Raw genomic sequence first — 23,362 nt, forward strand, 5'->3', positions numbered from 1 at the left:
GGAAATCAATAGAAATTAAATAGCAGACACAAAAAATGGCGCTAAAGAGCGCCATTTTTTACATAGTTAAATAGAACGATTAGAAGTTGTATTTACCAGTGAAGATCAGACCGTAGTTGCCAGATTGAGCATATGTACCTAGCTTGTGGTGACCGTAACGGTATTGTAGACCAAAATCTAGGTGTTCAATTTTAGTGTGGTACCAAGCAGCGATTGCACCATTCTGAGATGTTTTACCACCATCAAAGTTATCGTCTTTGCCAAACTGAGTTTCGTGCCAGTTTGTGATAGTGAAGTGCTCGTTGATTGGAGCTACGATTAAGTGGCCGTACATACCACCGTTGAATTCTGCATCAACGCCATTTGCATTTGAGTAAACTGCACCTAGGAAAGGTTTAAACATGATTTTGCCAAAATCAAAACCGTTGTATTGAACACCAGCAACCCAATCTGTTGAGTAAAAGTCTTGGCGATCTTCTAGTGATTCAGCGTGGAAAACTTGACCGTAAGCAGCAAAATCAGAGTCGCCTAGGTTGATTGCTACGTTTTGCTTAACAGAAATAGAGTTATCTCCATCTTGGTTTTTTTCAAGATCGATAAATCCGTAGTGAGAACCCCATGTATAACCTGCACCATATTCAACTTCAATGAATTTTAGCTCATCGTGGTGTGGGTTAGCGTCAAACCATTCGATGTGGTTTAGTGAAAGTGAACCAAAATCGTATAATTTTTCAGCGTGAGCTGGTGCAACTACAGCAGCTGCAAGAACGCTTAGAGATAAAAGTGTTTTTTTCATGGGTAATTCTCTTTCGTTTGGGAACGGATATTTTATTTGTTGCACATCGGATGTGCTTCAAAATCTGAAGCGAATAATAGCGACTTAATTCTAAAATAAAAGAGACACAAACGTTTGCGTTGCATATTTTGTGTGATCAACATCACGTAATTGATCTATAAAAATGAACTTAATAAAAATTACATACAATTGCAATGGAATGGTGACTTATGTCTCACTATTGATATTGGTTTGGTGATTTGCTGTCTATCATCTAATCAACATATTTGGTTATCATTGTACTTTTGGTTTGTTAATTCGCTGTTGTACTGAATTTATGTGATCTAGGTCTTTTTGTTTACGTCCATGTTTTCTCTTTCATCATGAGAGTTAGTTCTTAAACAAACAGATTTGAAAAAGAAAGGGCAACCTAATGGCTGCCCTAAAATTACGAAAGTTGGTTAACTAGCTTTGGTCTTTTGCTTTGGTAAGTAAATCGGCAAAGTAATGACGAAGTGAGTAGAGCATAATCAAGCTTGGAATGACCATTAATGCTGTCACAATAAAGAACATCGACCAGTCGTTGAGGAAATCCACCAGTTCCCCACTAAATGAAGCGAGGGTGGTTCGGCCGAAGTTGCCTAAGGATGCTAACAGCGCGTATTGAGTAGCAGAGAACGCCTCACCAGTAAGAATTGTTAAGAAAGAAACAAAAGCAACGGTTGAGAATGCCGTGGTAAAGTTATCCACTAGAATTGTCGCTAAGAATAGGTGCTCGTTTGGCCCTACTTTTGCAATCCAAGCAAACATCAGGTTACTTGCTGCCATCGCAATACCGCCAATCATTAAGCCGCGAACAATGCCGAACTTAACGTTGAACATACTACCAACAAGGGTAAAGACAATGGTTGCACCCCAACCAATCAGCTTAGAGTAGTGACCGATCTGCTCATTACTAAAGCCGATCTCTTTATAGAAGGTAATCGACATTCGGCCCAAGAAGGCTTCACCAATCTTAAATAGGAACACAAACAGTAGTAGGGTGATTGCAACTTGAACGCCGTTACGTTTGAAAAAGTCTAAGAATGGTTCAGCGACAGTTACACTAAACCAAGCTGCCACTTTGGATCCGACAACTTTGTTGTGTCGCTGTTCTGCCTCTTTTTGCAGCGCTTCACGATGAGTATTTGGTTCTCCAACAATGAGTGTAAATATCATTAGTAGAGCGACAAAACCTGCCATTCCATAGTAAACACCATTCCAACCCATGCTATCGGCATTGATAAAGGCGACATAACCAGGAAGCGAGTAGCCAGTCCACCAACCGATCACAGCCATTGCAGAGGCTTGAGGCAGCTTTCTTGACTCAGATTTAGGGAAGGTATCGATACGAAATGCGTCAACGGCAATATCTTGAGTAGCTGATGCGGTGGCAATACCAAGCGCTAGCATTGATGTAAACATCAAATCGTCCGCTGGGTTCACACCGGCTATAAAGAGGGTTAAAACTAAAACAATAGACTGGCAGAAGAAAATCCAACTACGGCGCTGGCCAAGTATTGCATGTAAAACAGGGAGTTTTACACGGTCAACCAGTGGTGCCCACATAAAGTTAATGGCATATACAGCAAACACACTACCAAAATAGCCAATAGCGGCACGAGTTAATCCTGCATCTTTTAGCCAGCCAGACATGTTTGAGCCAATCAATACCCATGGGAAGCCACTAGAGCAACCCAGCATGAAGACCCACATAAGCCGTTTATCTAAATAACTGCGTAGTGTTTCTCGCCAACTAAGAGATTGGGTATCAAGAGGCATAAACGAATCCTTGTAGAAAGGCCCTAAAACATAGGGCCATTTGAGGTTATTTTAAAAGAGTCACATTGATGATTACGATTGGTTCGACAGGAACATCTTGCATACGGCCCATCGTTTTCGTTGGTTTTGTTGCCATTGATTGAACGACATCAAACCCTTGTGTTACTTCACCAAAGACTGCGTAACCGGCATTACCAGCACTCATGTTTAAGAATTGATTATCTTTATAGTTAATAAAGAACTGGCGAGTGGCAGAGTCTGGTGCATTGGTACGCGCCATTGCAATCGTTGCCGTTTTATTTTCTAAACCATTGGATGCTTCGTTGCGAATTGGAGGGTTAGTCGCAAGGCGGCCCATTTTTTGATCAAACCCACCACCTTGAGCCATAAAACCAGGAATAACACGGTGAAAGATTGAACCAACATAGCTGCCATCTTCGACGTACTTTAGAAAGTTCTCAACCGAAGCAGGGGCTTGTTCTTGATTAAGCTCAATAGTAAAAGGGCCAAGGTTGGTTTCCACTAACACTTTAGGGTTTGCAAAAACGCTAAAGCTAAATATCGCTAAAGATGCCAGTAGTACACGTAACATTAGAATCGCTCCTGCATGTAGTTTTTCAACTCAGAGTCATTGGCAATTTCTTTAAGAACTAAGTTCATTATGTCGTTAAGAACCATCTCTATCTCTTCATTAGAGGCACTTAACATGCCTGACTTTGACGCGTTGCCTTTAAAGGTTTTAACAAGCTTACCTTGTGGCGTTTCAGCGGTGACTTCAATGGTGACATGACCTTCAATATCATTCGACATCACGCTATGCTTGATGGTCACTAGCGCTTCTTGAATCTCGATTTCTACACTGTTTTCACTATTAACGGTATTTTGGAAACCTTGAGACGCAAATTGGTCAGCAAAGACATTTTCTAACGCGATGCGAACGTTTTGTCTGGCATGAATAGGTTCTATGTTCGAACGACCACTATCGACTAATGCAACGTACTGAGCTGAACGAATATCTTTACTTGTAAGAGTGTATGTTGTCCCTTGTACAAGATCGCTGCTACTCAGTGCGGCTTTTGGCTTAAAGTTAATCTGTTCCTGTTGTGGAGCAGAACACGCTGCAAGTAGAGCCACTGAAGCTGCTAGAACCAGTTTTCTCATTGTGTATTCCTTTATATATTCTCAATTCGAGATGAATAAACGTTTAGTGATAATAGTGAACTATTTAGTTGCTTGTAAAATAACAAATTTCTTATTTGAAGCGATAACCTTAACTTGGTTCTTACTAAACAATCTTGATAACTTACCATCGTAGCCGAGGTGTCGGTTTCCGATAACTATTAATTGACCACCTTTAGCTAGAACATGCTTTGCATCACAGAACATCTGCCAAGCGATATGATCTGTGATGGCTTGTTGTTGATGAAATGGAGGATTGCACAAAATAAGGGATGCGTTCTCTCCTTCAAAATTGTCTAAACAGTTGTTTGCTAAACATTGAATTTGAGCATCATCTTCAAGGTTTTCGTTCAAATTCTTACGTGCTGACTCTACGGCCATGAAGCTTTCATCAATACAAGTGATCTTAGCGTTCGGGTTTAACTGAGCCGCTTTTACAGATAGAACTCCGTTACCACAACCAAGATCAATAATATGTTTGTATTCAGGGTTGCTTGGAATATGTTCTAGCATTAAGCGAGCCCCAAGATCGAGCGATTCTCCAGAGTAAACGTTAGCCATGTTGTGGAGCGTGATATTTTGTTTCTCTACATCCCAACTGGTAAAGGTATTCACCGGATGGATAGGGCTACAATCTGGCTGAGAGAAGACTAAGCGATGCTTCTTCCACGCCAATGATGTCGTTGTTGTCCCAAGGTGTTTTTCAAACAGCTTTAATGTTGAAGAGTGAATTTCTTTGGCTTTATTTACGGCTATAACGGGCGTTCCCTGTGGGAGCTGTGTGCGAAGTTGAGCCAATTGCCATGTTAGGTAACGATTACTTTTTGGTAATTGAATAAGGACTAAATCAATCTCACTAGGCAGTTCATCGGTGCTCTTTAATAGAGTAACTTCAGAACAAGCATTGTGTTTAAGGTTATGCGCCGCACCTTGATGAGTAATATAAGAGTCACTCATCATAGTGATATTATGCGAACGACTAAACCAACAAGAAAGAGCGCCAAAATGATCATTGAGGATGAGAATGTTTTTTCCTTCAGGAAGACGCTTCTCTTCAATATGATTGATGAGGTACTCGTCGCCTGCATCCCAAGCTTGCAGTGTTTCATCCGTTCTTATCGGGAAACGAACCAGAGTTAAGGAGCGTTCTTGTAGTGTCAGTTCTGTTTTCATAGTCGGTATTTGCATAGTGATATTACTGCGGGCATTGTCGCAAATGGCACGCAAACAAGAAACTAAAACCTTTTATCTGAGATAAGTGGGGGATAGTATGTGGAACAAATGATGTAATGATTCAACCTAACACAATGGCGAGATTATCACTTAATTAATCATGGAGTTGAGTCAGGTTGATGTAAGGAATTGTTATGCTGAAAGATATATTGGAAAAAAAAATACAACAGGCGTTTAGCCCGACGTATATGGATGTGATTAACGAAAGTTATATGCACAATGTACTAAAAGGTTCGGAAAGCCACTTCAAGCTTGTTATTGTCAGTGAAGAGTTCGAAAGTAAACGCTTAATTGCAAGACATCGAGCAGTAAATTCATTACTGGCTGAAGAGCTCGCCAATCAGATACACGCTTTATCCATGCACACCTATACCCCTTTAGAGTGGGAAGCAGAGCAAAAAGTATCCCCTGAAAGCCCAATGTGTATGGGTGGTAACAAAAAATAACACAAGAAAAGTGGCGCAAGCCGCTTTTTTTATGTCTAAAATTATGACCAGACTTAACACAGTGACAACAAATTACTGTATTAGTGATGATGTTTTAAATTGTTAAAATACATGAATAGATTGGAATACCCAAAAGGGAGTATTTGGCTGTAATTTGTACAATTAATCGGAGATAAAGCGATATAGATCCCTTTACGATTCAAAACCTCCGAAATAATTACGCTATTCAAGTTATTGGTCATGGAATCAAGTTTCGAAAAAATGTTACACTAATGTACTTAGTAAAACTCATCACTGTCCTGTGATGAGCATATTAATTGGATGTTGCGATTTTGGTGTTTAAAACATAACCAAAACCGGACACAAGTGTCGTGTCTTAAAGTTACGCAATTAAAAGAATCTTTTTCCCGATAAAAGTAGTGCAAGTGCGTATGATTACAATAAAAAAGGGTTTGGACCTGCCAATTGCAGGAGCTCCATCCCAGGTGATTAATGATGGTAAAGCCATCAGTAAAGTCGCCTTGCTTGGCGAAGAGTACGTTGGTATGCGTCCTACGATGCATGTTCGCGTAGGCGATGAAGTGAAGAAAGCTCAAGTTCTTTTTGAAGATAAGAAGAACCCAGGTGTTAAATTTACTTCACCAGCAAGTGGTAAAGTTATCGAAGTTAACCGTGGCGCAAAGCGTGTTCTACAATCCGTTGTGATTGAAGTAGCAGGTAATGAGCAGGTAACGTTTGATAAGTTTGAAGCCGATCAATTAGCAGGGTTAGGTCGCGAAGCGATCAAAACTCAACTGGTTGATTCTGGTCTTTGGACAGCTTTACGTACTCGACCGTTTAGCAAGGTTCCAGCAATCAAGTCCTCAACACAGGCTATCTTTGTAACTGCAATGGATACTAATCCTTTAGCGGCTCAGCCTGAGGTTATTATCAATGAACAGCCTGATGCGTTTATTGCAGGTCTTGATATTCTTTCAAACCTGACAGATGGCAGCGTTTATGTTTGTAAGACAGGGGCGAGCCTTCCTCGTTCTTCTCAATCAAACGTCGCTGAGCATGTTTTCGATGGTCCACACCCTGCGGGGTTGGTGGGTACTCACATGCATCATCTTTTCCCAGTGAATCCTGAAAATGTGGCGTGGAGCATCAACTACCAAGACGTGATTGCGTTTGGTCAATTGTTCCTAACAGGTGAGCTATACACAGACCGTGTTGTTTCTTTAGCTGGCCCAGTGGTTAATAACCCACGTTTAGTTCGCACTGTTCTTGGTGCAAATATTCAAGATTTGGCTGATAACGAGTTAATCCCAGGAGAAGTTCGAGTGATTTCTGGCTCTGTTCTTACTGGTACTCACGCGACAGGTCCGCATGCTTACTTAGGACGTTATCACGTTCAAGTTTCTGCATTGCGTGAAGGGCGCGAGAAGGAACTATTTGGTTGGGCAATGCCTGGCAAAAATAAGTTCTCAGTCACTCGTACATTCCTTGGTCACTTATTCAAAGGTCAGTTGTTCAATATGACAACAACGACTAACGGTAGTGATCGTGCAATGGTACCTATCGGTAACTATGAAAAAGTATTACCACTTGATATGGAACCAACGTTGCTACTTCGTGACCTATGTGCAGGTGACATCGACAGCGCTCAGCGTCTCGGTGCTCTTGAACTAGATGAAGAAGATTTAGCATTGTGTACCTTTGTATGTCCAGGCAAGTATGAGTACGGTCAACTGCTCCGTGAATGCCTAGATAAGATAGAGAAGGAAGGCTAATCCCATGCTTAAGAAGTTTATTGAAGACATCGAGCATCATTTTGAGCCTGGTGGAAAACATGAGAAGTGGTTTGCGCTTTATGAAGCAGCAGCAACTCTGTTTTACACGCCTGGTCTAGTGACTAAACGTAGCTCGCATGTTCGTGATAGCGTTGATTTAAAACGTATCATGATTATGGTGTGGTTCGCCGTATTCCCAGCAATGTTCTGGGGTATGTACAACGCTGGTGGTCAAGCGATCGCAGCCCTTAACCATATGTACTCTGGCGCTGAATTAGCGGCAGTGATCAGTGGTAACTGGCACTACTGGCTAACAGAATTGGTTGGCGGCACATTGGGTGCTGACGCTGGTTGGGGTAGCAAAATGCTGCTCGGAGCCACTTACTTCCTACCTATCTACGCAACGGTATTTATCGTTGGTGGTTTCTGGGAAGTTCTTTTCTGTATGGTACGTAAGCATGAAGTCAATGAAGGTTTCTTTGTTACTTCTATCTTGTTCGCCCTTATCGTTCCACCAACACTTCCTTTATGGCAAGCGGCACTAGGTATTACCTTTGGTGTTGTTGTCGCTAAAGAAATCTTTGGTGGTACTGGCCGTAACTTCCTTAACCCTGCATTAGCGGGTCGTGCATTCCTATTTTTTGCATACCCAGCTCAAATTTCAGGTGATGCTGTTTGGGTTGCCGCTGATGGCTTCTCAGGTGCAACTGCTCTGAGCCAATGGGCTCAAGGTGGCGAAGGTGCGTTAGTGAACATCGTAACTGGCGACACTATCACATGGATGGATGCATTCATTGGTAAGATGCCTGGTTCGATCGGTGAAGTGTCGACGTTAGCACTAATGATTGGTGCAGCGATGATCGTATACATGGGTATAGCATCTTGGCGTATTATCGCTGGTGTTATGGTCGGTATGATTGCGATTTCTACACTATTCAACGTTATTGGCTCAGATACTAACGTTCTATTTAGCATGCCGTGGCACTGGCACCTAGTATTGGGTGGTTTCGCGTTTGGTATGTTCTTTATGGCAACGGATCCTGTATCCGCCTCATTTACTGATAACGGTAAGTGGGCATACGGTATTTTGATTGGCGCAATGTGTGTAATGATTCGTGTTGTGAACCCTGCATACCCTGAAGGGATGATGCTGGCGATTCTATTTGCGAACCTTTTTGCACCACTGTTCGACCATGTTGTTATTGAGAAGAACATTAAGCGGAGGCTAGCACGTTATGGCAAAAAATAACGATAGCATTAAAAATACGCTGTTCGTTGTTATCGCATTGAGCCTAGTGTGCTCAATCATCGTATCTTCAGCAGCTGTGGGCCTTCGCTCTAAGCAAGAAGCTAACGCTGTGCTTGATAAGCAGAGTAAGATTGTTGAAGTTGCGGGTATCAGTGAACAAGGTCAAATTCCTGAGCTATTTGCTAAGTACATCGAACCTCGTTTGGTTGATTTTGAAACAGGCGACTTCATTGAAGGCGACGCTTCAGATTACGATCAACGTCAAGCAGCTAAAGATCCAGAGCAGTCTATTCGACTAACTTCTACGCAAGACGAAGCTAAAATTCTTCGCCGTGCGAATACTGGTGTTGTGTATCTTGTAAAAGAAGGCGACGCAGTATCAAAAGTTATCTTACCAGTTCACGGTAATGGCTTATGGTCAATGATGTACGCATTTGTTGCTGTTGAAACTGACGGGAATACTGTTGCAGGTATTACTTACTACGAGCAAGGTGAAACTCCTGGACTTGGTGGTGAAGTTGAAAACCCAGTATGGCGTTCAAAGTTTGTCGGTAAGAAGTTATTTGACTCTAATGACAAACCAGCGCTTGTTGTTGTAAAAGGCGGTGCTCCTGAAGGGTCAGAGCATGGCGTTGACGGCTTATCTGGTGCAACGTTGACTGCAAATGGTGTTCAAAACACGTTTGATTTCTGGTTAGGCGATATGGGCTTTGGACCATTCTTAGCTAATGTACGTGATGGAGGCTTGAACTAATGTCAAATACTAAAGACATGCAAAAGCATCTGGTTGAGCCGATCTTACAGAACAACCCAATTGCCCTTCAGGTGCTTGGTGTTTGTTCTGCATTAGCGGTAACGACAAAGCTTGAAACAGCATTTGTTATGACACTGGCGGTTATCTTTGTAACGGCTATGTCTAACTTCTTTGTTTCGGCAATTCGTAACCACATTCCTAACAGTGTTCGTATCATCGTCCAAATGGCAATTATCGCTTCACTGGTAATCGTTGTTGATGAAGTACTAAAAGCGTACTTATACGACATCTCTAAGCAGCTATCTGTATTCGTAGCCCTAATCATTACTAACTGTATTGTAATGGGTCGTGCGGAAGCATACGCAATGAAATCGAAGCCTTTACCAGCTCTTATTGACGGTATTGGTAACGGTCTAGGCTATGGCTTCGTGCTGATTACAGTCGCATTTTTCCGTGAGCTATTTGGTAGCGGTAAATTGTTTGGATTAGAAGTGCTACCACTGGTAAGTAATGGTGGTTGGTATCAGCCAAACGGCATGATGCTACTAGCACCTTCAGCATTCTTCCTGATTGGTTTTATGATTTGGGCTATCCGTATCATTCGACCTGATCAAATAGAAGCGAAGGAGTAAGGACGTTATGGAACATTATATTAGTTTGCTTGTTAAATCGATTTTCATCGAAAACTTAGCACTGTCGTTCTTCCTAGGTATGTGTACTTTCTTGGCTGTATCTAAGAAAGTTAAAACCTCTTTTGGTCTAGGTGTTGCAGTTGTTGTGGTACTAACCATCGCAGTTCCTGTAAACAACCTACTTTACAACCTAGTTCTAAGAGACAGCGCTCTTGTTGCTGGTGTGGATCTGAGTTTCCTAAGCTTTATCACCTTTATCGGTGTTATCGCAGCGTTGGTACAGATTCTAGAAATGATACTCGATCGTTTCTTCCCTCCTCTGTATAACGCTCTGGGAATATTCCTGCCGCTGATCACAGTAAACTGTGCAATCTTCGGTGGTGTATCGTTCATGGTTCAGCGTGATTACAACTTTGCTGAATCTGTAGTTTACGGCTTCGGTTCTGGTGTTGGTTGGATGTTAGCTATCGTTGCGTTAGCGGGTATCCGTGAGAAGATGAAGTACTCAGACGTACCTCCAGGTCTACGTGGTTTAGGTATTACCTTTATCTCGGTAGGTTTGATGGCGCTAGGCTTTATGTCTTTCTCTGGTGTTCAACTGTAAGTCGGGTAAACGACACAATTTTAAAGGAATAGTCAATGCAAGTTATTATCCTTGGTGTAGTGATGTTTACCCTGATTGTATTAGCTTTGGTTTTAATCATTTTATTTGCCAAATCGAAGCTAGTACCAACAGGTGACGTAACTATTTCCGTTAATGGAGATCCAGAGAAGAGCTTTATTACTTCTCCAGGTGACAAATTATTAGGCGCAATGGCAGGTTCGGGGATCTTTGTATCTTCAGCTTGTGGTGGCGGTGGCTCATGTGGTCAGTGTCGCGTAAAAGTGAAAGCTGGTGGTGGTGATATTCTACCAACAGAACTTGATCACATCTCTAAAGGTGAAGCCCGTGAAGGCGAGCGTTTAGCGTGTCAAGTTGCAGTGAAAACTGACATGGACATTGAGCTTCCTGAAGAGATCTTTGGTGTTAAAAAGTGGGAATGTGAAGTTCTTACTAATGACAATGAAGCCACTTTCATCAAAGAATTGGTACTTAAGATTCCAGATGGTGAAGAAGTTCCATTCCGTGCTGGTGGTTATATTCAGATTGAAGCTGAACCGCATCACATTAAATACGCTGATTTCGATATTCCTGAAGAGTATCGTGGTGACTGGGACAAATTTAACCTGTTCCGTTACGAGTCAATCGTAAAAGAGCCGTCAATCCGTGCATACTCTATGGCTTCATATCCAGAAGAGGAAGGCTTAATTAAGCTGAACGTACGTGTTGCTACGCCTCCACCAAACAATCCAGACGTGCCACCAGGTGTGATGTCATCATACATTTGGTCTCTTAAGCCTGGTGATAAATGTACAATCTCTGGTCCATTTGGTGAGTTCTTCGCTAAAGAGACTGACAACGAGATGGTATTTATCGGTGGTGGTGCAGGTATGGCGCCTATGCGTTCACATATCTTTGATCAGCTTCTACGTTTGCAGTCTAAGCGTAAGATGTCTTACTGGTATGGTGCTCGTTCTAAGCGTGAAATGTTCTACATTGAAGATTTCGATAAGCTACAAGCTGAGAACGACAACTTCGTATGGCACTGTGCTCTCTCTGATCCGTTACCAGAAGATAACTGGGATGGTTACACTGGCTTCATTCACAATGTAATTTACGAAAATTACTTGAAAGATCATGAAGCGCCAGAAGATTGTGAGTACTACATGTGTGGTCCACCTATGATGAATGCGGCTGTTATCGGCATGCTTAAAGATCTAGGTGTTGAGGATGAAAACATCCTACTTGATGACTTCGGTGGTTAATCTCTCCTAAGTGACTGAATAATGGCTGGCTCTTTTGAGTCGGCCATTATTTTTTGTATTTAGCGACATTAGAGTCTTTAGAGAAAAGTGTGTGAATATCGCCTGCTTTTTTCTATTCGCTTTTAAACTCATTTATCATTTCAATTATTAACAGGAGTAAACAGGTGAAGTATTGGCTTGTTGCGTTAGCTTCGTTATTTGTCCTTTCAGGTTGTGAAAAACCGACAGAGCAAATTCATATTAGTGGTCCAACTATGGGGACTACTTACAATATTAAGTATATTAATTCAGACTCGTTATTGAATGCGGGTGAGATTCAAAAAGAAGTCGACCGCTTACTTGAGGAAGTGAATGATCAAATGTCGACTTATCGCAAAGACTCTGAGTTAAGTCGTTTCAATCAGTATAAAGGTAACGAACCTTTCGAAGTCTCAGTTGAGACTGCCTTAGTCGTTAAAGAAGCAATACGCTTGAATCAACTGACTCAAGGTGCTCTAGATGTCACTGTTGGTCCATTGGTTAACCTTTGGGGGTTTGGTCCAGAAGCTCGTCCTGAGACAGTACCAACTGATGAAGAGCTATTGGCGCGTAAACAGAAGGTAGGTATTCAATACCTTAGTGCTACGTCCAATACGATCAGTAAAACGTTACCTTCACTTTACGTTGATCTATCGACCATTGCTAAAGGTTGGGGCGTTGATGTGGTGGCTGAGTATATGAACTCGCTTGGTGCGGAAAACTATATGGTTGAAATCGGTGGTGAAATGCGATTGAAAGGCCATAACCGAGAAGGTGTTCGTTGGAGAATTGCTATCGAAAAGCCAAGTGTTGAAGAGCGTACGGTTCAGCTTGTTGTTGAACCAGGTGATATGGCGATCGCGACCTCTGGTGATTATCGTAATTACTTTGAAACGGATGGTGTTCGCTACTCTCATATTATCAATCCTAAAACGGGTAAACCAATCGATAATAAAGTGGTTTCCGTCACTGTGATCGACCCATCTTCAATGACGGCAGATGGTTTGGCTACGGGTCTTATGGTATTAGGCGAAGAGATAGCAATGGACATTGCTGAAGAGCATAATATTCCGGCCTATATGATTATTAAAACCTCGACTGGTTTTGAAGAGTTTACATCGTCTTCGTTTGAGTCATACTTAAAGCGAAATTAATCATTTTGTATTCGGTATGAGCTACCGATAAAGGGGCAAACAAGCCCCCAATGAATAGAATAAAACTAACTATAGTGAGCAAGTGACAATGAGTGAATTTTTAGTGACTTTTGCTGTGTTCTTGGCAGTGTTCGCAGCAATGGCCGTTGGTTACATTTTTCAGCGTAAGGTTGTAAAAGGCAGTTGTGGCGGGTTAGATGCTATGGGTATCGATAAGGTGTGTAGTTGTCCTGAACCTTGTGATGCACGTAAGAAAAGAGAAGAACGTGCGGCGATTAGAGCAGAAAAGCTTGCAGCATGGGAAAAAGATAGAATTGCATAAGCCCTATATTTATTGAGCAGAAAGCCCACTTGAAGTGGGCTTTCTTATTTGTGTTGGGCTATTGAGAGACTATTTGGTTTCTTCCCCCTTCCTTCGCCTGATAAAGTCTGTCGTCGGCAAGTTTAATCTGGGAATCTAAATCGGCTTCAATATTGGAAACCCCAATGCTGACCGTAATGGATATCTCAGTTTCCAAATGAGGAATGATGGTATTTTCTATACGAACTCTCATGTGTTCTAAACGCGTTAAGAATTCATCGGTTGGGTTGTTTGATTGAATACAGAACTCCTCTCCACCAAATCGAACAACGACATCGTCTGAGAAGTAGATCTTTAGGATATGCGACAGCGTGATAAGTGCTGCATCTCCACCATCATGTCCGTAGTTGTCGTTGACCTTTTTGAAAAAGTCGATGTCCAACATCGCGATATTTTGCTGAACGACCTGATTGTCTAAATGGTGAAACAAATAACGACGATTCCACAAGCCTGTTAATGCGTCTTGGTTCGCCATTCGATACAGGTTGCTGTTTGCCTCTTTCATGTCGAGTATTTGGTGAACGCGGCAGAAAAATTCTTCTTGATTAAAGGGTTTATGAAGGAAGTCATTGGCGCCAGCTTTCAGATAACGAGCAGTCATCGTTCGATCGTCACTGCCAGAAAGGCCGAGAATCGCAAGGTCATTTTTATCGTATTTAGTCCTAATTTCCCGAATCATGGATATACCATCCTTAATAGGCATATCATGATCAGTAATGACGAATGTTACATCCGAGTCTTTTTCTAAAATATCGATGGCTTGTTGCCCATCTTCAGCTTGAATGACGGTAATATATTGATCTTCAAGAAGCTGACTAATATGTTTACGTACAACCATTGAGTCATCGACAACTAACGCTTTATGTTCTTTATTGTTTGTTAATCTTTTCACCAAGGGGAGTAGGTAAGAAACTGAGGCCATGCTGTCTTTTAAGATATAATCTAATACACCTTTCGCGATGACTTTTTCTCGAATCTCTTCTTGGAACATTGCCGTTAGAACGATCGCTTTGTAATTGTGTTTTAGAACGATATCAACAATTTCGCCATCCTGACCATCAGGAAGGCAATAATCGAGTACAGCACACAAGAAATCATGTTTCTCCGCGAGTATTATCTCGGCTTCTTTAATTGATTCAGCGGTATAGACCTCATACCCGGCATCACTGAGCAGTGAATGCAAGTAATTGCGAAACGCACGGCTATCTTCAACAATAAGTATTCTCTTACTCAATGAAAGCTCCATCTTTTTTAACTCTTAATTAATAATAAACAACAATTGACACATAGCTAACTATTTTTATTGATAACTAGAATGAATCTTATGTTTTTAATATACTGTTCTTTTATACAGTTGTAGTGGTGGCCAAATGGATGGTCTGGTGAGAAAAATCATTCATATCGATATGGATTGCTTTTACGCGGCGGTTGAGATGCGTGATAACCCTCATTATCGTGGGCGTCCGTTAGCGGTTGGAGGGAGTGAGAAGCAGCGTGGAGTATTGAGTACCTGCAATTATGAAGCTAGAAAGTTTGGTATTCATAGTGCGATGCCAACAGCAAGGGCTCTAAAGCTTTGCCCTGAATTACTTGTCGTTCCTGGTCGAATGGAGGTATACAAAGAAGTGTCGATTCATATTAGAGAGATCTTTTCACGTTATACCTCTCTTATAGAGCCTCTATCGCTTGATGAAGCGTATTTAGATGTCTCTGACAGTACTTTGTGTAAAGGCTCTGCGACGTTGATTGCACAAGCTATCAGAGATGATATCTGGCGTGAGTTACACCTCACTGCGTCGGCAGGTGTTGCTCCGATTAAATTTCTTGCGAAAGTGGCGTCCGACTTGAATAAACCTAATGGTCAGTGTGTCATCCCGCCTAATCAAGTTCAGGAAGTGATTGATGGGCTTTCATTGGGTAAATTACCTGGTGTAGGTAAGGTGACGTTGGAGCGGTTAAATCAAGCGGGCTACTTTTATTGCCGGGATATTAGAGCCAGTAACTATCGAGAAATATTGGAAACTTTTGGGCGCTTAGGTGACTCTCTTTGGAAAAGAAGCCACGGTATTGATGATCGAGAAATTGTGGTTGAGCGTGAAAGAAAAAGCGTTGGGGTAGAGCGTACCTTCAGTGAAAATATTCAATCTTATGATGAGTGCTGGCAAGTGATAGAACAACGCCTCTTTCCTGAGCTAGAAAGAAGGCTAGAAAAAGCGCAGCCGAATAAGCTTATCATCAAGCAAGGAATCAAGTTGAAGTTTGCGGACTTCCAACAAACAACAATTGAACACATTCAGCATCAGCTAGAGCTTGATGATTTTAAAGGGCTACTGCAGGATATTCTCAAAAGACAAAAAGGTCGTGAGATACGCTTATTAGGGCTTAGTGTGATCCTTAAGCCCGAAATAGAAACCAAGCAGCTTAGCTTTTTCTAACCTCTTGAACCATTTTTAGTACTTCACTGAATGGATATTGTTCTAACCGTGCAAATCCCCCCATTTTTTTGGCTTTTAACTTAGTCGACAGTGGCGTTGTGATCCCACAGAGCATACGAGTGAGTGCTTCATGAGTGAGAGACTTAGATCCGGCATTTTCAAACTCTTCAATCCAAGGTATTAACTGCGATAAGTCGATAGGGGGATTAACTTGTTGTGGCAAGGAAGCAATAATACCGCGACAAGCCGAACAGTGACCACATGCTTGAGGCGCATTATGATCAGAAAAATAGTGCGCTAAACGATGGCTTAAACACGTATCAGATTCAAAAAATCCAATCATTTCCGTCAAACGTACCGTCTCGGCTTTTTCTTTATTTTTGAACAGCAGATCGAGCTTATCAATGACCTCAGATTGAGAACGAGTTATATCAGTAACCTGATAGACATCTGTGATCTGTTTGCTCTCAAGTTCAATCCAACCTTGCTCGTTAAAATAATCGATCGCTTTGACCACACGTTGACGCTCTGCATGAAACCCTTGCCAGAGTGCGTCGAAATCAATTTGGCACCATGTTCTTGCTTGAGGAGAGCAAGTAAATATAGATTCGACAAACAGTCGACGTTCGCCCTCAAATTTATCGATGATCTGCTGTTTTTGAGTGATGAACTTAAAGCGATAGTCTGAAAAATAACTGTATTTTGGGGTGATCACCCCTTCAAGCTCTAAGTAAACAAGCAGTGTTTTAAGAGGCAACTGTCGAATATTCGAGTCTTTAGAGAACCGAATAAGCTGAACTTCCCACATTGGCGAATGTTGATAGATCTCTTTAACGACATACTCAATAGACTCTCTGTCGGGCGTATCGCCATAGACAAAGTTGTTCAGAGTATTCAGGCCATCTTTGTTACCAAGAAGAATACATTGGGAGTGCTGCCCGTCGCGTCCTGCTCGTCCTATCTCTTGGGCGTAATTTTCTATGGATTTAGGCAGATCAAAGTGAATCACTCGGCGAATATCGGATTTATCGACGCCCATTCCAAAGGCGATTGTCGCGACGATGCAGTTGATTTCACCCGTCATAAATTGCTGTTGAATATACTCTCGATTCTGACTTTCTAGCCCTGCATGATAGGCAAGGGCAGAAATGCCGGTTTGTTGCAGTTGCTCTGCGAGATACTCTGCGGTGTGTTGAAGCGTGACATAAACGATAGTGGGTGACAGTGGTGAAGCTTGAATGGTTTGATTGAGTTGGTTGAGCTTATCTTGCTGTTCACTTGGGATAATCGATAAATCGAGGTTATTACGATAGAAACCTGTTACCACCGTGTTGTCTGAAGAGATCGCAAACTTATTCTGCATATCGCTGATTACGTCACTCGTTGCGGTGGCCGTTAGTAGCAATGTTTGAGGAATATTTAAAGTCTGTTGATAATGAGGAATTTTTAAATAATCAGGACGGAAGTTATGCCCCCACTCAGAAATACAGTGCGCTTCATCGACCACTAGCAGAGAGATTGGTACTTGAGAAATAAATTGTCGAAAACGCTCGTTCTTCAATCGCTCAACAGAGATCATTAAGATTTTGAGTTGCCCACTTCTTGCGTCCGCCATGACTTGCTGGGTTTGTTGTCTATCTTGGCTGGAGTCAATTGATGCAGCTGCGATACCTTTATCGTGTAGAAAGCTCAATTGATCTTTCATTAATGCCAATAAAGGGGAGATCACCAAAGTAAGGTGAGGAAGATGCAGAGCTGGGAGCTGATAGCATAGGGATTTACCTGCACCGGTTGGGAATATTGCAGCGCAAGAGTGCCCAGACATAACAGTATCAATAACCTGCTGCTGTCCGCCTCTTAACGAATCAAATCCAAATGTTTGCTTTAACGTCTGCTCTATCATGCTCTTTCCAACTCCTATAAAAGCTTGCGAATGATTCTACCTGATTCTATGCTGTGGCTCCTTGTTAAATTTAACGTTTCAGTATGAACAAATTAGAGCTAAAACAATTAATCTTAACTTCGTTGAGTGAGAAATTGGCGATCGCGAGGTCAAGTACTCAACGTGCCATTGACGCAGCAACGGATGAAGAGACAGTTCCAGAGCACAAGTATGATACTTTAGCCCTTGAAGCCTCCTACCTAGCTCATGGACAAGCGATGCGAGTACAAGAGAGCGAGAGTGAGATTCAACAGTTTGAGTCGTTGGTATTGCGCGAGCTACCTGATGAGAAAGTTGCTCTTGGTAGTTATGTGACGCTGCTTTGTGAAGATGATAGCGTCAAGCATTTGTTCGTTGGCCCTTGCTCTGGCGGGGTAACAGTCAATTACCTAGGGGAATCAGTCTCCGTGATTACTCTACAAGCACCACTGGGTAGAGTGCTTCTCGGAAGAGAAGAGGGTGATGAAGTGGAACTTAAAATAGCGGATTCAGTCTATTACTATGAGATTTCGAAAATCAAATAGTAGGTAAAATGGTTAGCCTAGCATCAATGAAACGGACAAAATGAGTATGAAAAAAACAGCACTATTTCTGACTTTAGTTATGAGCCAAGCGGCGTGGGCTGGCGTATGTCGGGTTAACCTTCAAAATGAAATTCATCTCAATAGCGAGCAGCTGGAAGTCGTTCAAGTCAATGGCGACAGCGCAGTGGTTGATGCTAATAATGAACTCTATATCCTTGATAATAAGGTTGAGCTTAATGCTGATCAAAAGGAAGCGCTGAAAGAATATAGAGAGGCTATTAGTCGCTACTTGCCCAAAGCAAAGCAGATTGCGAGTGATTGTGTCGCTTTAGCTAATGATATTATTGATGATGTTGCTGGAACGATGGATACGCCTGAGGCGTTTGAAGATCTAAAAGCGTCAATGAAAGAATTTTTAGCCAATATTGAATCTAGATATTACAAAGATGGTGACTTAGTGATTCCGGCGGATAGCTTTGGCACGATGACCGACTCATGGGCTGAAGACTTCGAAAAAGCAAAAGAGATCTTCAATAAAGAGTTTATCGCCAGTGCTTTTGAGGCAATGAGCGAGAAGATGCAAAAAGAGGGAGGGCTGAATCTAACCGAGTTAGCGGATAGCCTTGCTGAGATCAAAGTGAAAGTTGAAAAGAGACTGGATGCTCATGATCAAAAAGTGCAACAGCAAAAGCAAGAGTTCTGTGATTCATTAGATGATATTGCTGAACAAGAGCAGGACCTGCATCAAAAGATCCCTCAGCTAAAAGACTATCAACTCTTCACCATTTAATGGCTTATTCAAGTATCAAAATAGATACAACGATAAGACCAATCGAATAGATAAAAGCGCCGATATTTTTAAATATCGGCGCTTTTTATTTAGACTCGAATTTTCAGTCGATCTTTGTCACTTAGTTTATTATTGACCTGCATTCATCTGCGTTAGCTTATCGCCAACGGGTCCTGAGAAGTTAAACCCATCGTGTTCATCCCAGTTGATTGACCAAGTCATAACGCCCGCGTAGTTCGGGTAGGTAAAGCTTGGAACAACGGTGCCACATTTGGTCCCTTTGGTTAAACAATCTAACGCATCAAGAATGTTTTGAGTAGGCGCTTGACCCGAGTTCGCAGAGCTTGGACCCGAAGGTAAACCAATCGCCACTTGATCGTCTCGTAATGGCATGAACATGGAGCCATCGGCTAATTCAAACCCTTCAATCAACATTTTCGATTGAGCCACCATCATATCGATCGAGCCTTCAGGTGCCGCACCCGTCATATAAGGGTTTGGTAAACCGCCGTTGTTATAAAGCTGAACATGAAGAAGATCTAGCGTGTCTCGTACTACATCAATGACAGGAATATACGCGCCCCAAATCCCGCTGTAGGCAATCATCCCACCTTGAACGTACGGGTGTTCTGGTGCCATGGTGAGATACATATCGCCGCCAATATTGGCCTCGATTTGCAGTAACGCTCGACCTAAACGAGCCTGAATCTCTGAGCCGTGAAGTAGGTTTGAGCCACTTTCTAAATCGACATCAAGTCCATCAAAGCCCCACTCTTTGATAAGGTCCGTCAAACTAGAGACAAACGCCGCTTCGTCTTGGTCAGTATTGAGCGTAATCGTACCTTCTGCTCCACCAAGCGATAAAACAAACACCTTACCTTGAGCTTGAAGGTTTGCCATATCTTGCTTGAACTGAGCCGGGTCTAGCGCTGCACAGCTACTGTGAATATCGCCAGAGTAAAGGTTGAAGTGTACCGTACCATTGCTGTTTCTATCGTTCTCTGCAAAAGCGATATCGATAATATCCCAAGCATCAGACATCTCAGCTAATCGCATAGGGCAACCCGCGCCATTGACGAAGTTGTGCCAGTAACCAACAAGTTTATGCTTCTTCGCGGTTTGCTCGACGACTTTCACTGATACCGCATCAGATAGTGCGCTTGTGCCACTGGTATCAACTGCTTGAGCAGATACTGTGAAGCTACCTATCGCCGTTGGTGTCCAGTTATAACTGTAAGGTGAGGTATTATCATTGCCTACGACTGATCCATTAACAAGGAAGTCCACTTTGTCGATGGAGCCGGTTGAAGAGGTTGCATCAGCAGCCAGTAATGTAGATTTACCAAGACCAATGGTTTTACCTGCACTTGGCTCGGTTAGAGTCACGACTAAATCTTGGTCACTCACGACTACTGAAACCATCGCTTCGCTGACATTGTTATCGTTGTCTATTGCTAACGCTTTAATCGTATTGTTACCAACAAGACTTGCAGACCACTGAACCGTATAAGGAGGTTGAGATAGCACGGCTAGACTTGCATCATTGGCAAAGATTTCTACTTGAGTCACAGTGCCATCGGGATCCGCAGCATCGACATTGATATCAATAAGAGAACCCGCTAATACAACCTGATTATCTTGAGGTGAGGTGATGGATACGGTTGGTGGAGTGCTGCATGTGCCTAAGCCAGTCCATGCTTCTTGCCAATATTCACCCTTACCAGGTTCGTAGGCCCAAGCAGAACTAGAAGAACACCAACCCGCAATATCACATTGGAACTTTTGGTTTAAGTTATGAACCAGTTCCCCAGCAGAATAGCTTGTTCCTGCGACGTAAGGTGTTGCGTCGCTGCACCCACCTGAACTACCGGACGACACGACCAGTGACACTTCTTGACTGGTTGTTGATTGCCCGTCATTGTCGGTTGCTTTTGCTTTAAAGGAGTGAGTACCAACTTGAGATACCCAAGAATATTGGTAAGGCTCACTGGTATCTGTGGCGACGACTTGATTATTGATATAGAAATCGACTTTATCAACGGTACCATCGGAGTCTGCTGCGTTTGCTGTGACGACCAAGGTATCGCCAGCAGTAAGTTGTTCATTACCTGTTGGGCTAGTCAATTCAATGCTTGGAGGAATAAGATCGCCCGCAGGAGTGACCGAAATGGCTACCTGGCTACTCTGGCTTGCCCCTTCATTATCGGTCGCAACCGCTTTTATAGCGGTCGTATTGAGCGTCGCGGTCCAGTCCATGGCATAAGGCGCTTGTGTATCAACACCTAAGCTAAGGTTACCAGCAAAGAACTCAACGTTATCGATACTGCCGTCTTCGTCGCTTGCTGTTGCTTGAATTGAGACAACTGACCCTTGTGAAATAACAGCGTTATTCAAAGGAGAAGTAAGAGACACTTGTGGGGGAAGGTTTCCGCCTCCGGTGTTACATGTACCTAATAACTCCCATGCCTCCCATGGACCTGATGTTGTGGCTGGATCATTACCTTGAGTCCAGTAACGGGCAGAATACGCATTGTTGGACTGCTGAACTTTGTCACCTGAGGTATAAACTGTTGAGCTGTCCCAGTTAAGGGTATTGCTACAATCGTATGCAAATGCGGGTGCACTGACGGCACAACCTGCAATAACAATTCCTTTTACAAACCTTGAGAGCATTTCCTTCTCCTTGTCTCATTTTTAATACTCACATTAACTAATAGACGGTTATTGAGAGGATGCTTGGTAACTCTCTGAATTAATAAATTAATTCGGCGCATCTCACTAATGGGTTGAGGGGTAATCGGTCATTACATAATTTATACGGCTGACTTCACAGTGCTGTTTCTGAAGTTTACGTTTGGGTGAAATCTACTGATGTACTGCAATATTTACAGCGATAGTGACTGGAATTACTCGTAAATTTGGTTACTTAGTGTTCTCTGGTGTTGTTTTAGAGGTGTATTGTTATTATTGTACTAGCACACTAGTTTATTGATGCGTTGGTAAAGGTAATATGTCTGGGCAAACTTCATCGCCACGCGAGCATTTTAGCTCTCGTCTTGGATTCATTCTCGCAGCTGCAGGTGCAGCGGTTGGTCTTGGTAATATTTGGGGCTTTCCAACTCAAGTTGCGAGTAACGGAGGAGGCGCGTTCTTACTTGTTTACTTGCTCATGATTTTGATCGTTGCTTTCCCAATGCTTGTTGTTGAACTCGCTATTGGTCGTGCTGGACAAGCGAACCCTGTTGATAGCATGCGTTCACTAACGAGTAATCCTTTAGGGAAAAGGTTTGGTAGTGGTATTGGCTGGTTAGGTCTTGCGGTACCTTGTGCAGTATTGGCGTTTTATAGTGTTGTTGGCGGTTGGTTGATTTGTTTCCTATTAGGCGCTTTGACAGATCTTCTGGGTATGGAAGCGGCAACTGAATGGTTTAAGGGCTTTAGTGTTGAGCGCAATTTATTTGGAACGATTACTTTCTACGTTCTGACTATTTTGATTGTTCAAGGCGGAGTAAAGCAGGGGATTGAAAAGTGGTCTCGCCGCTTGATGCCGGCTTTGTTGGTTCTATTCTTACTCTTGTTTGTTTATATCATGATGCAAGCCGGAGCAATGGAAGGGCTGAAGCATTACTTAGTGCCGGATTTTGAAAAACTATTAGATAGAAAACTGATTTTAGCGGCAATGGGGCAAGGCTTTTTCTCTTTAACCATAGGTGGCTGTTCGATGCTGATTTACGGCTCTTATCTAAGTAAGAAAGAGAACCTACCTAAGATGGCGATGAACGTGACGTTAGTGGATACAGGCGTTGCTTTTATTGCTGGTCTTGTTGTTATGCCTGCCATGTTTGTTGCAATGCAGAAAGGCGTTCAGATTTATGCTGAAGATGGTGCGCTACTGAACTCAGATACGTTGGTGTTTACGGTCTTACCTTTAATGTTTGATAGTTTAGGGCTTCTTGGCCAACTCTTTGCTGTCGTATTCTTTTTACTACTGACGATCGCTGCATTGACCTCATCGATTTCTATGCTTGAATGCCCTGTCGCATTAGTAGGGGAGCGATTCAATACACCTCGAAAAGCAACGAGTTGGGTCCTTGGTGGTTTGATAGCGTTGGCGAGTATAATCATTGTGTTTAACTTTGGCGCACTATTTGGATTAGTTGCTATGGTTGCAACACAGTACTTGCAGCCATTTGCAGCACTGTTGTTTTGCCTATTTGGTGGCTGGGTTTGGAGTCGAAATGGCAAAATCAAGGAAATTGAGCAAGGTTGCCCTGAATTTACTCAAGGGTGGTTCGGTAAGCTATGGCCAGCCTATATTAAGTTTGTTTGCCCTACGTTAGTAGCAGCCGTTATTTGGGCATCGTTTGGCTAAACTACCTTTCGAAATATAGAGTGAATTAAAAAAGCCGAG

The 23,362-nt window shown here is 42.5% G+C and carries 21 protein-coding genes; 13 read left to right on the forward strand and 8 right to left on the reverse strand.

The annotated features are described in order from the left end of the window. Positions 1–79: 79 nt before the first annotated feature. The 5 genes from KP803_RS04600 to KP803_RS04620 form a co-directional block, all read right to left on the reverse strand. On the reverse strand, positions 80–796 hold the full coding sequence (locus KP803_RS04600; RefSeq protein WP_248007655.1) for an outer membrane protein OmpK: 717 nt from the start codon (positions 794–796) through the stop codon (positions 80–82). Between the two features lie 444 nt (positions 797–1,240). Beyond that, positions 1,241–2,596, reverse strand: a complete 1,356-nt coding sequence (locus KP803_RS04605) for an AmpG family muropeptide MFS transporter (protein WP_248007656.1) — start codon at positions 2,594–2,596, stop codon at positions 1,241–1,243. A gap of 46 nt (positions 2,597–2,642) precedes the next feature. Beyond that, a complete protein-coding gene (locus KP803_RS04610) occupies positions 2,643–3,188 on the reverse strand; it encodes a peptidylprolyl isomerase (protein WP_248007657.1) in 546 nt (181 codons plus the stop codon). Next, the gene (locus tag KP803_RS04615) at positions 3,188–3,757 is read right to left on the reverse strand and encodes a YajG family lipoprotein (protein WP_248007658.1); all 570 of its coding nucleotides are present in this window, start codon (positions 3,755–3,757) and stop codon (positions 3,188–3,190) included. The genes KP803_RS04610 and KP803_RS04615 overlap by 1 nt, the downstream gene beginning before the upstream one ends. A gap of 60 nt (positions 3,758–3,817) precedes the next feature. Then, the gene (locus KP803_RS04620; RefSeq protein ID WP_248007659.1) at positions 3,818–4,948 is read right to left on the reverse strand and encodes a methyltransferase; all 1,131 of its coding nucleotides are present in this window, start codon (positions 4,946–4,948) and stop codon (positions 3,818–3,820) included. A 194-nt stretch (positions 4,949–5,142) separates the two neighbouring features. Here KP803_RS04620 and KP803_RS04625 point away from each other — a divergent pair, with 194 nt between their 5' ends. The 9 genes from KP803_RS04625 (at position 5,143) to nqrM (ending at position 13,221) form a co-directional block, all read left to right on the forward strand. After that, on the forward strand, positions 5,143–5,454 hold the full coding sequence (locus KP803_RS04625) for a BolA/IbaG family iron-sulfur metabolism protein (RefSeq protein ID WP_248007660.1): 312 nt from the start codon (positions 5,143–5,145) through the stop codon (positions 5,452–5,454). A 431-nt stretch (positions 5,455–5,885) separates the two neighbouring features. After that, positions 5,886–7,226, forward strand: coding sequence for a Na(+)-translocating NADH-quinone reductase subunit A (locus tag KP803_RS04630; RefSeq protein WP_248007661.1), 1,341 nt, complete (start codon positions 5,886–5,888; stop codon positions 7,224–7,226). A 4-nt stretch (positions 7,227–7,230) separates the two neighbouring features. After that, a complete protein-coding gene (locus KP803_RS04635) occupies positions 7,231–8,475 on the forward strand; it encodes an NADH:ubiquinone reductase (Na(+)-transporting) subunit B (protein ID WP_248007662.1) in 1,245 nt (414 codons plus the stop codon). Next, entirely contained in the window at positions 8,462–9,229 is a 768-nt protein-coding gene (locus KP803_RS04640) for a Na(+)-translocating NADH-quinone reductase subunit C (protein ID WP_248007663.1), read from the forward strand. The genes KP803_RS04635 and KP803_RS04640 overlap by 14 nt, the downstream gene beginning before the upstream one ends. Next, positions 9,229–9,861 carry an NADH:ubiquinone reductase (Na(+)-transporting) subunit D gene (locus KP803_RS04645; RefSeq protein ID WP_248007664.1) on the forward strand — a complete coding sequence of 211 codons (633 nt, stop codon included), beginning with the start codon at positions 9,229–9,231 and terminating at the stop codon, positions 9,859–9,861. The genes KP803_RS04640 and KP803_RS04645 overlap by 1 nt, the downstream gene beginning before the upstream one ends. A gap of 7 nt (positions 9,862–9,868) precedes the next feature. Next, complete coding sequence (nqrE, locus tag KP803_RS04650; protein WP_248007665.1) at positions 9,869–10,465, forward strand: NADH:ubiquinone reductase (Na(+)-transporting) subunit E; 597 nt, start codon at positions 9,869–9,871, stop codon at positions 10,463–10,465. 35 nt (positions 10,466–10,500) lie between these two features. Next, positions 10,501–11,727 carry an NADH:ubiquinone reductase (Na(+)-transporting) subunit F gene (gene nqrF, locus KP803_RS04655; protein ID WP_248007666.1) on the forward strand — a complete coding sequence of 409 codons (1,227 nt, stop codon included), beginning with the start codon at positions 10,501–10,503 and terminating at the stop codon, positions 11,725–11,727. Positions 11,728–11,891: 164 nt separating this feature from the next. Further along, positions 11,892–12,899, forward strand: a complete 1,008-nt coding sequence (locus tag KP803_RS04660) for an FAD:protein FMN transferase (RefSeq protein ID WP_248007667.1) — start codon at positions 11,892–11,894, stop codon at positions 12,897–12,899. An 88-nt stretch (positions 12,900–12,987) separates the two neighbouring features. After that, a complete protein-coding gene (gene nqrM / locus KP803_RS04665) occupies positions 12,988–13,221 on the forward strand; it encodes a (Na+)-NQR maturation NqrM (protein WP_248007668.1) in 234 nt (77 codons plus the stop codon). 58 nt (positions 13,222–13,279) lie between these two features. On the opposite strand, the gene KP803_RS04670 is transcribed toward nqrM, so the two are convergent. Further along, complete coding sequence (locus tag KP803_RS04670) at positions 13,280–14,494, reverse strand: diguanylate cyclase (RefSeq protein ID WP_248007669.1); 1,215 nt, start codon at positions 14,492–14,494, stop codon at positions 13,280–13,282. 136 nt (positions 14,495–14,630) lie between these two features. Between KP803_RS04670 and dinB the strand changes: the two genes are divergently transcribed. Next, entirely contained in the window at positions 14,631–15,695 is a 1,065-nt protein-coding gene (gene dinB, locus KP803_RS04675; protein ID WP_248007670.1) for a DNA polymerase IV, read from the forward strand. On the opposite strand, the gene KP803_RS04680 is transcribed toward dinB, so the two are convergent. Next, positions 15,682–17,598 (reverse strand): RecQ family ATP-dependent DNA helicase, encoded by a 1,917-nt coding sequence (locus KP803_RS04680; protein ID WP_248007671.1) that lies wholly within the window; start codon positions 17,596–17,598, stop codon positions 15,682–15,684. The two genes, dinB and KP803_RS04680, sit on opposite strands and share 14 nt — an antisense overlap. An 83-nt stretch (positions 17,599–17,681) precedes the next feature. On the opposite strand from KP803_RS04680, the gene KP803_RS04685 reads away from it, so the two are divergent. Together KP803_RS04685 and KP803_RS04690 are read left to right on the forward strand one after the other, a co-directional pair. Next, positions 17,682–18,161, forward strand: coding sequence for a GreA/GreB family elongation factor (locus KP803_RS04685; protein WP_248007672.1), 480 nt, complete (start codon positions 17,682–17,684; stop codon positions 18,159–18,161). A 46-nt stretch (positions 18,162–18,207) separates the two neighbouring features. Next, positions 18,208–18,951, forward strand: coding sequence for a YggN family protein (locus KP803_RS04690; RefSeq protein ID WP_248007673.1), 744 nt, complete (start codon positions 18,208–18,210; stop codon positions 18,949–18,951). Between the two features lie 129 nt (positions 18,952–19,080). Here KP803_RS04690 and KP803_RS04695 read toward each other — a convergent pair whose 3' ends face one another. Further along, positions 19,081–21,624, reverse strand: coding sequence for an Ig-like domain-containing protein (locus KP803_RS04695; protein ID WP_248007674.1), 2,544 nt, complete (start codon positions 21,622–21,624; stop codon positions 19,081–19,083). A gap of 337 nt (positions 21,625–21,961) precedes the next feature. Between KP803_RS04695 and KP803_RS04700 the strand changes: the two genes are divergently transcribed. Continuing rightward, positions 21,962–23,323, forward strand: coding sequence for a sodium-dependent transporter (locus KP803_RS04700; RefSeq protein WP_248007675.1), 1,362 nt, complete (start codon positions 21,962–21,964; stop codon positions 23,321–23,323). Positions 23,324–23,362 lie beyond the last annotated feature (39 nt).

Source organism: Vibrio amylolyticus, assembly GCF_023145695.1.
Lineage (GTDB): Bacteria > Pseudomonadota > Gammaproteobacteria > Enterobacterales > Vibrionaceae > Vibrio > Vibrio amylolyticus.

Bases quoted from the DNA above. Each gene is read 5' to 3' on its own strand.
- KP803_RS04600 (WP_248007655.1), bottom strand. From the start codon at position 796: ATGAAAAAAACACTTTTATCTCTAAGCGTTCTTGCAGCTGCTGTAGTT.
- KP803_RS04605 (WP_248007656.1), bottom strand. From the start codon at position 2,596: ATGCCTCTTGATACCCAATCTCTTAGTTGGCGAGAAACACTACGCAGT.
- KP803_RS04610 (WP_248007657.1), bottom strand. From the start codon at position 3,188: ATGTTACGTGTACTACTGGCATCTTTAGCGATATTTAGCTTTAGCGTT.
- KP803_RS04615 (WP_248007658.1), bottom strand. From the start codon at position 3,757: ATGAGAAAACTGGTTCTAGCAGCTTCAGTGGCTCTACTTGCAGCGTGT.
- KP803_RS04620 (WP_248007659.1), bottom strand. From the start codon at position 4,948: ATGAAAACAGAACTGACACTACAAGAACGCTCCTTAACTCTGGTTCGT.
- KP803_RS04625 (WP_248007660.1), top strand. From the start codon at position 5,143: ATGCTGAAAGATATATTGGAAAAAAAAATACAACAGGCGTTTAGCCCG.
- KP803_RS04630 (WP_248007661.1), top strand. From the start codon at position 5,886: ATGATTACAATAAAAAAGGGTTTGGACCTGCCAATTGCAGGAGCTCCA.
- KP803_RS04635 (WP_248007662.1), top strand. From the start codon at position 7,231: ATGCTTAAGAAGTTTATTGAAGACATCGAGCATCATTTTGAGCCTGGT.
- KP803_RS04640 (WP_248007663.1), top strand. From the start codon at position 8,462: ATGGCAAAAAATAACGATAGCATTAAAAATACGCTGTTCGTTGTTATC.
- KP803_RS04645 (WP_248007664.1), top strand. From the start codon at position 9,229: ATGTCAAATACTAAAGACATGCAAAAGCATCTGGTTGAGCCGATCTTA.
- nqrE (WP_248007665.1), top strand. From the start codon at position 9,869: ATGGAACATTATATTAGTTTGCTTGTTAAATCGATTTTCATCGAAAAC.
- nqrF (WP_248007666.1), top strand. From the start codon at position 10,501: ATGCAAGTTATTATCCTTGGTGTAGTGATGTTTACCCTGATTGTATTA.
- nqrM (WP_248007668.1), top strand. From the start codon at position 12,988: ATGAGTGAATTTTTAGTGACTTTTGCTGTGTTCTTGGCAGTGTTCGCA.
- dinB (WP_248007670.1), top strand. From the start codon at position 14,631: ATGGATGGTCTGGTGAGAAAAATCATTCATATCGATATGGATTGCTTT.
- KP803_RS04680 (WP_248007671.1), bottom strand. From the start codon at position 17,598: ATGATAGAGCAGACGTTAAAGCAAACATTTGGATTTGATTCGTTAAGA.
- KP803_RS04685 (WP_248007672.1), top strand. From the start codon at position 17,682: ATGAACAAATTAGAGCTAAAACAATTAATCTTAACTTCGTTGAGTGAG.
- KP803_RS04690 (WP_248007673.1), top strand. From the start codon at position 18,208: ATGAAAAAAACAGCACTATTTCTGACTTTAGTTATGAGCCAAGCGGCG.
- KP803_RS04695 (WP_248007674.1), bottom strand. From the start codon at position 21,624: ATGCTCTCAAGGTTTGTAAAAGGAATTGTTATTGCAGGTTGTGCCGTC.
- KP803_RS04700 (WP_248007675.1), top strand. From the start codon at position 21,962: ATGTCTGGGCAAACTTCATCGCCACGCGAGCATTTTAGCTCTCGTCTT.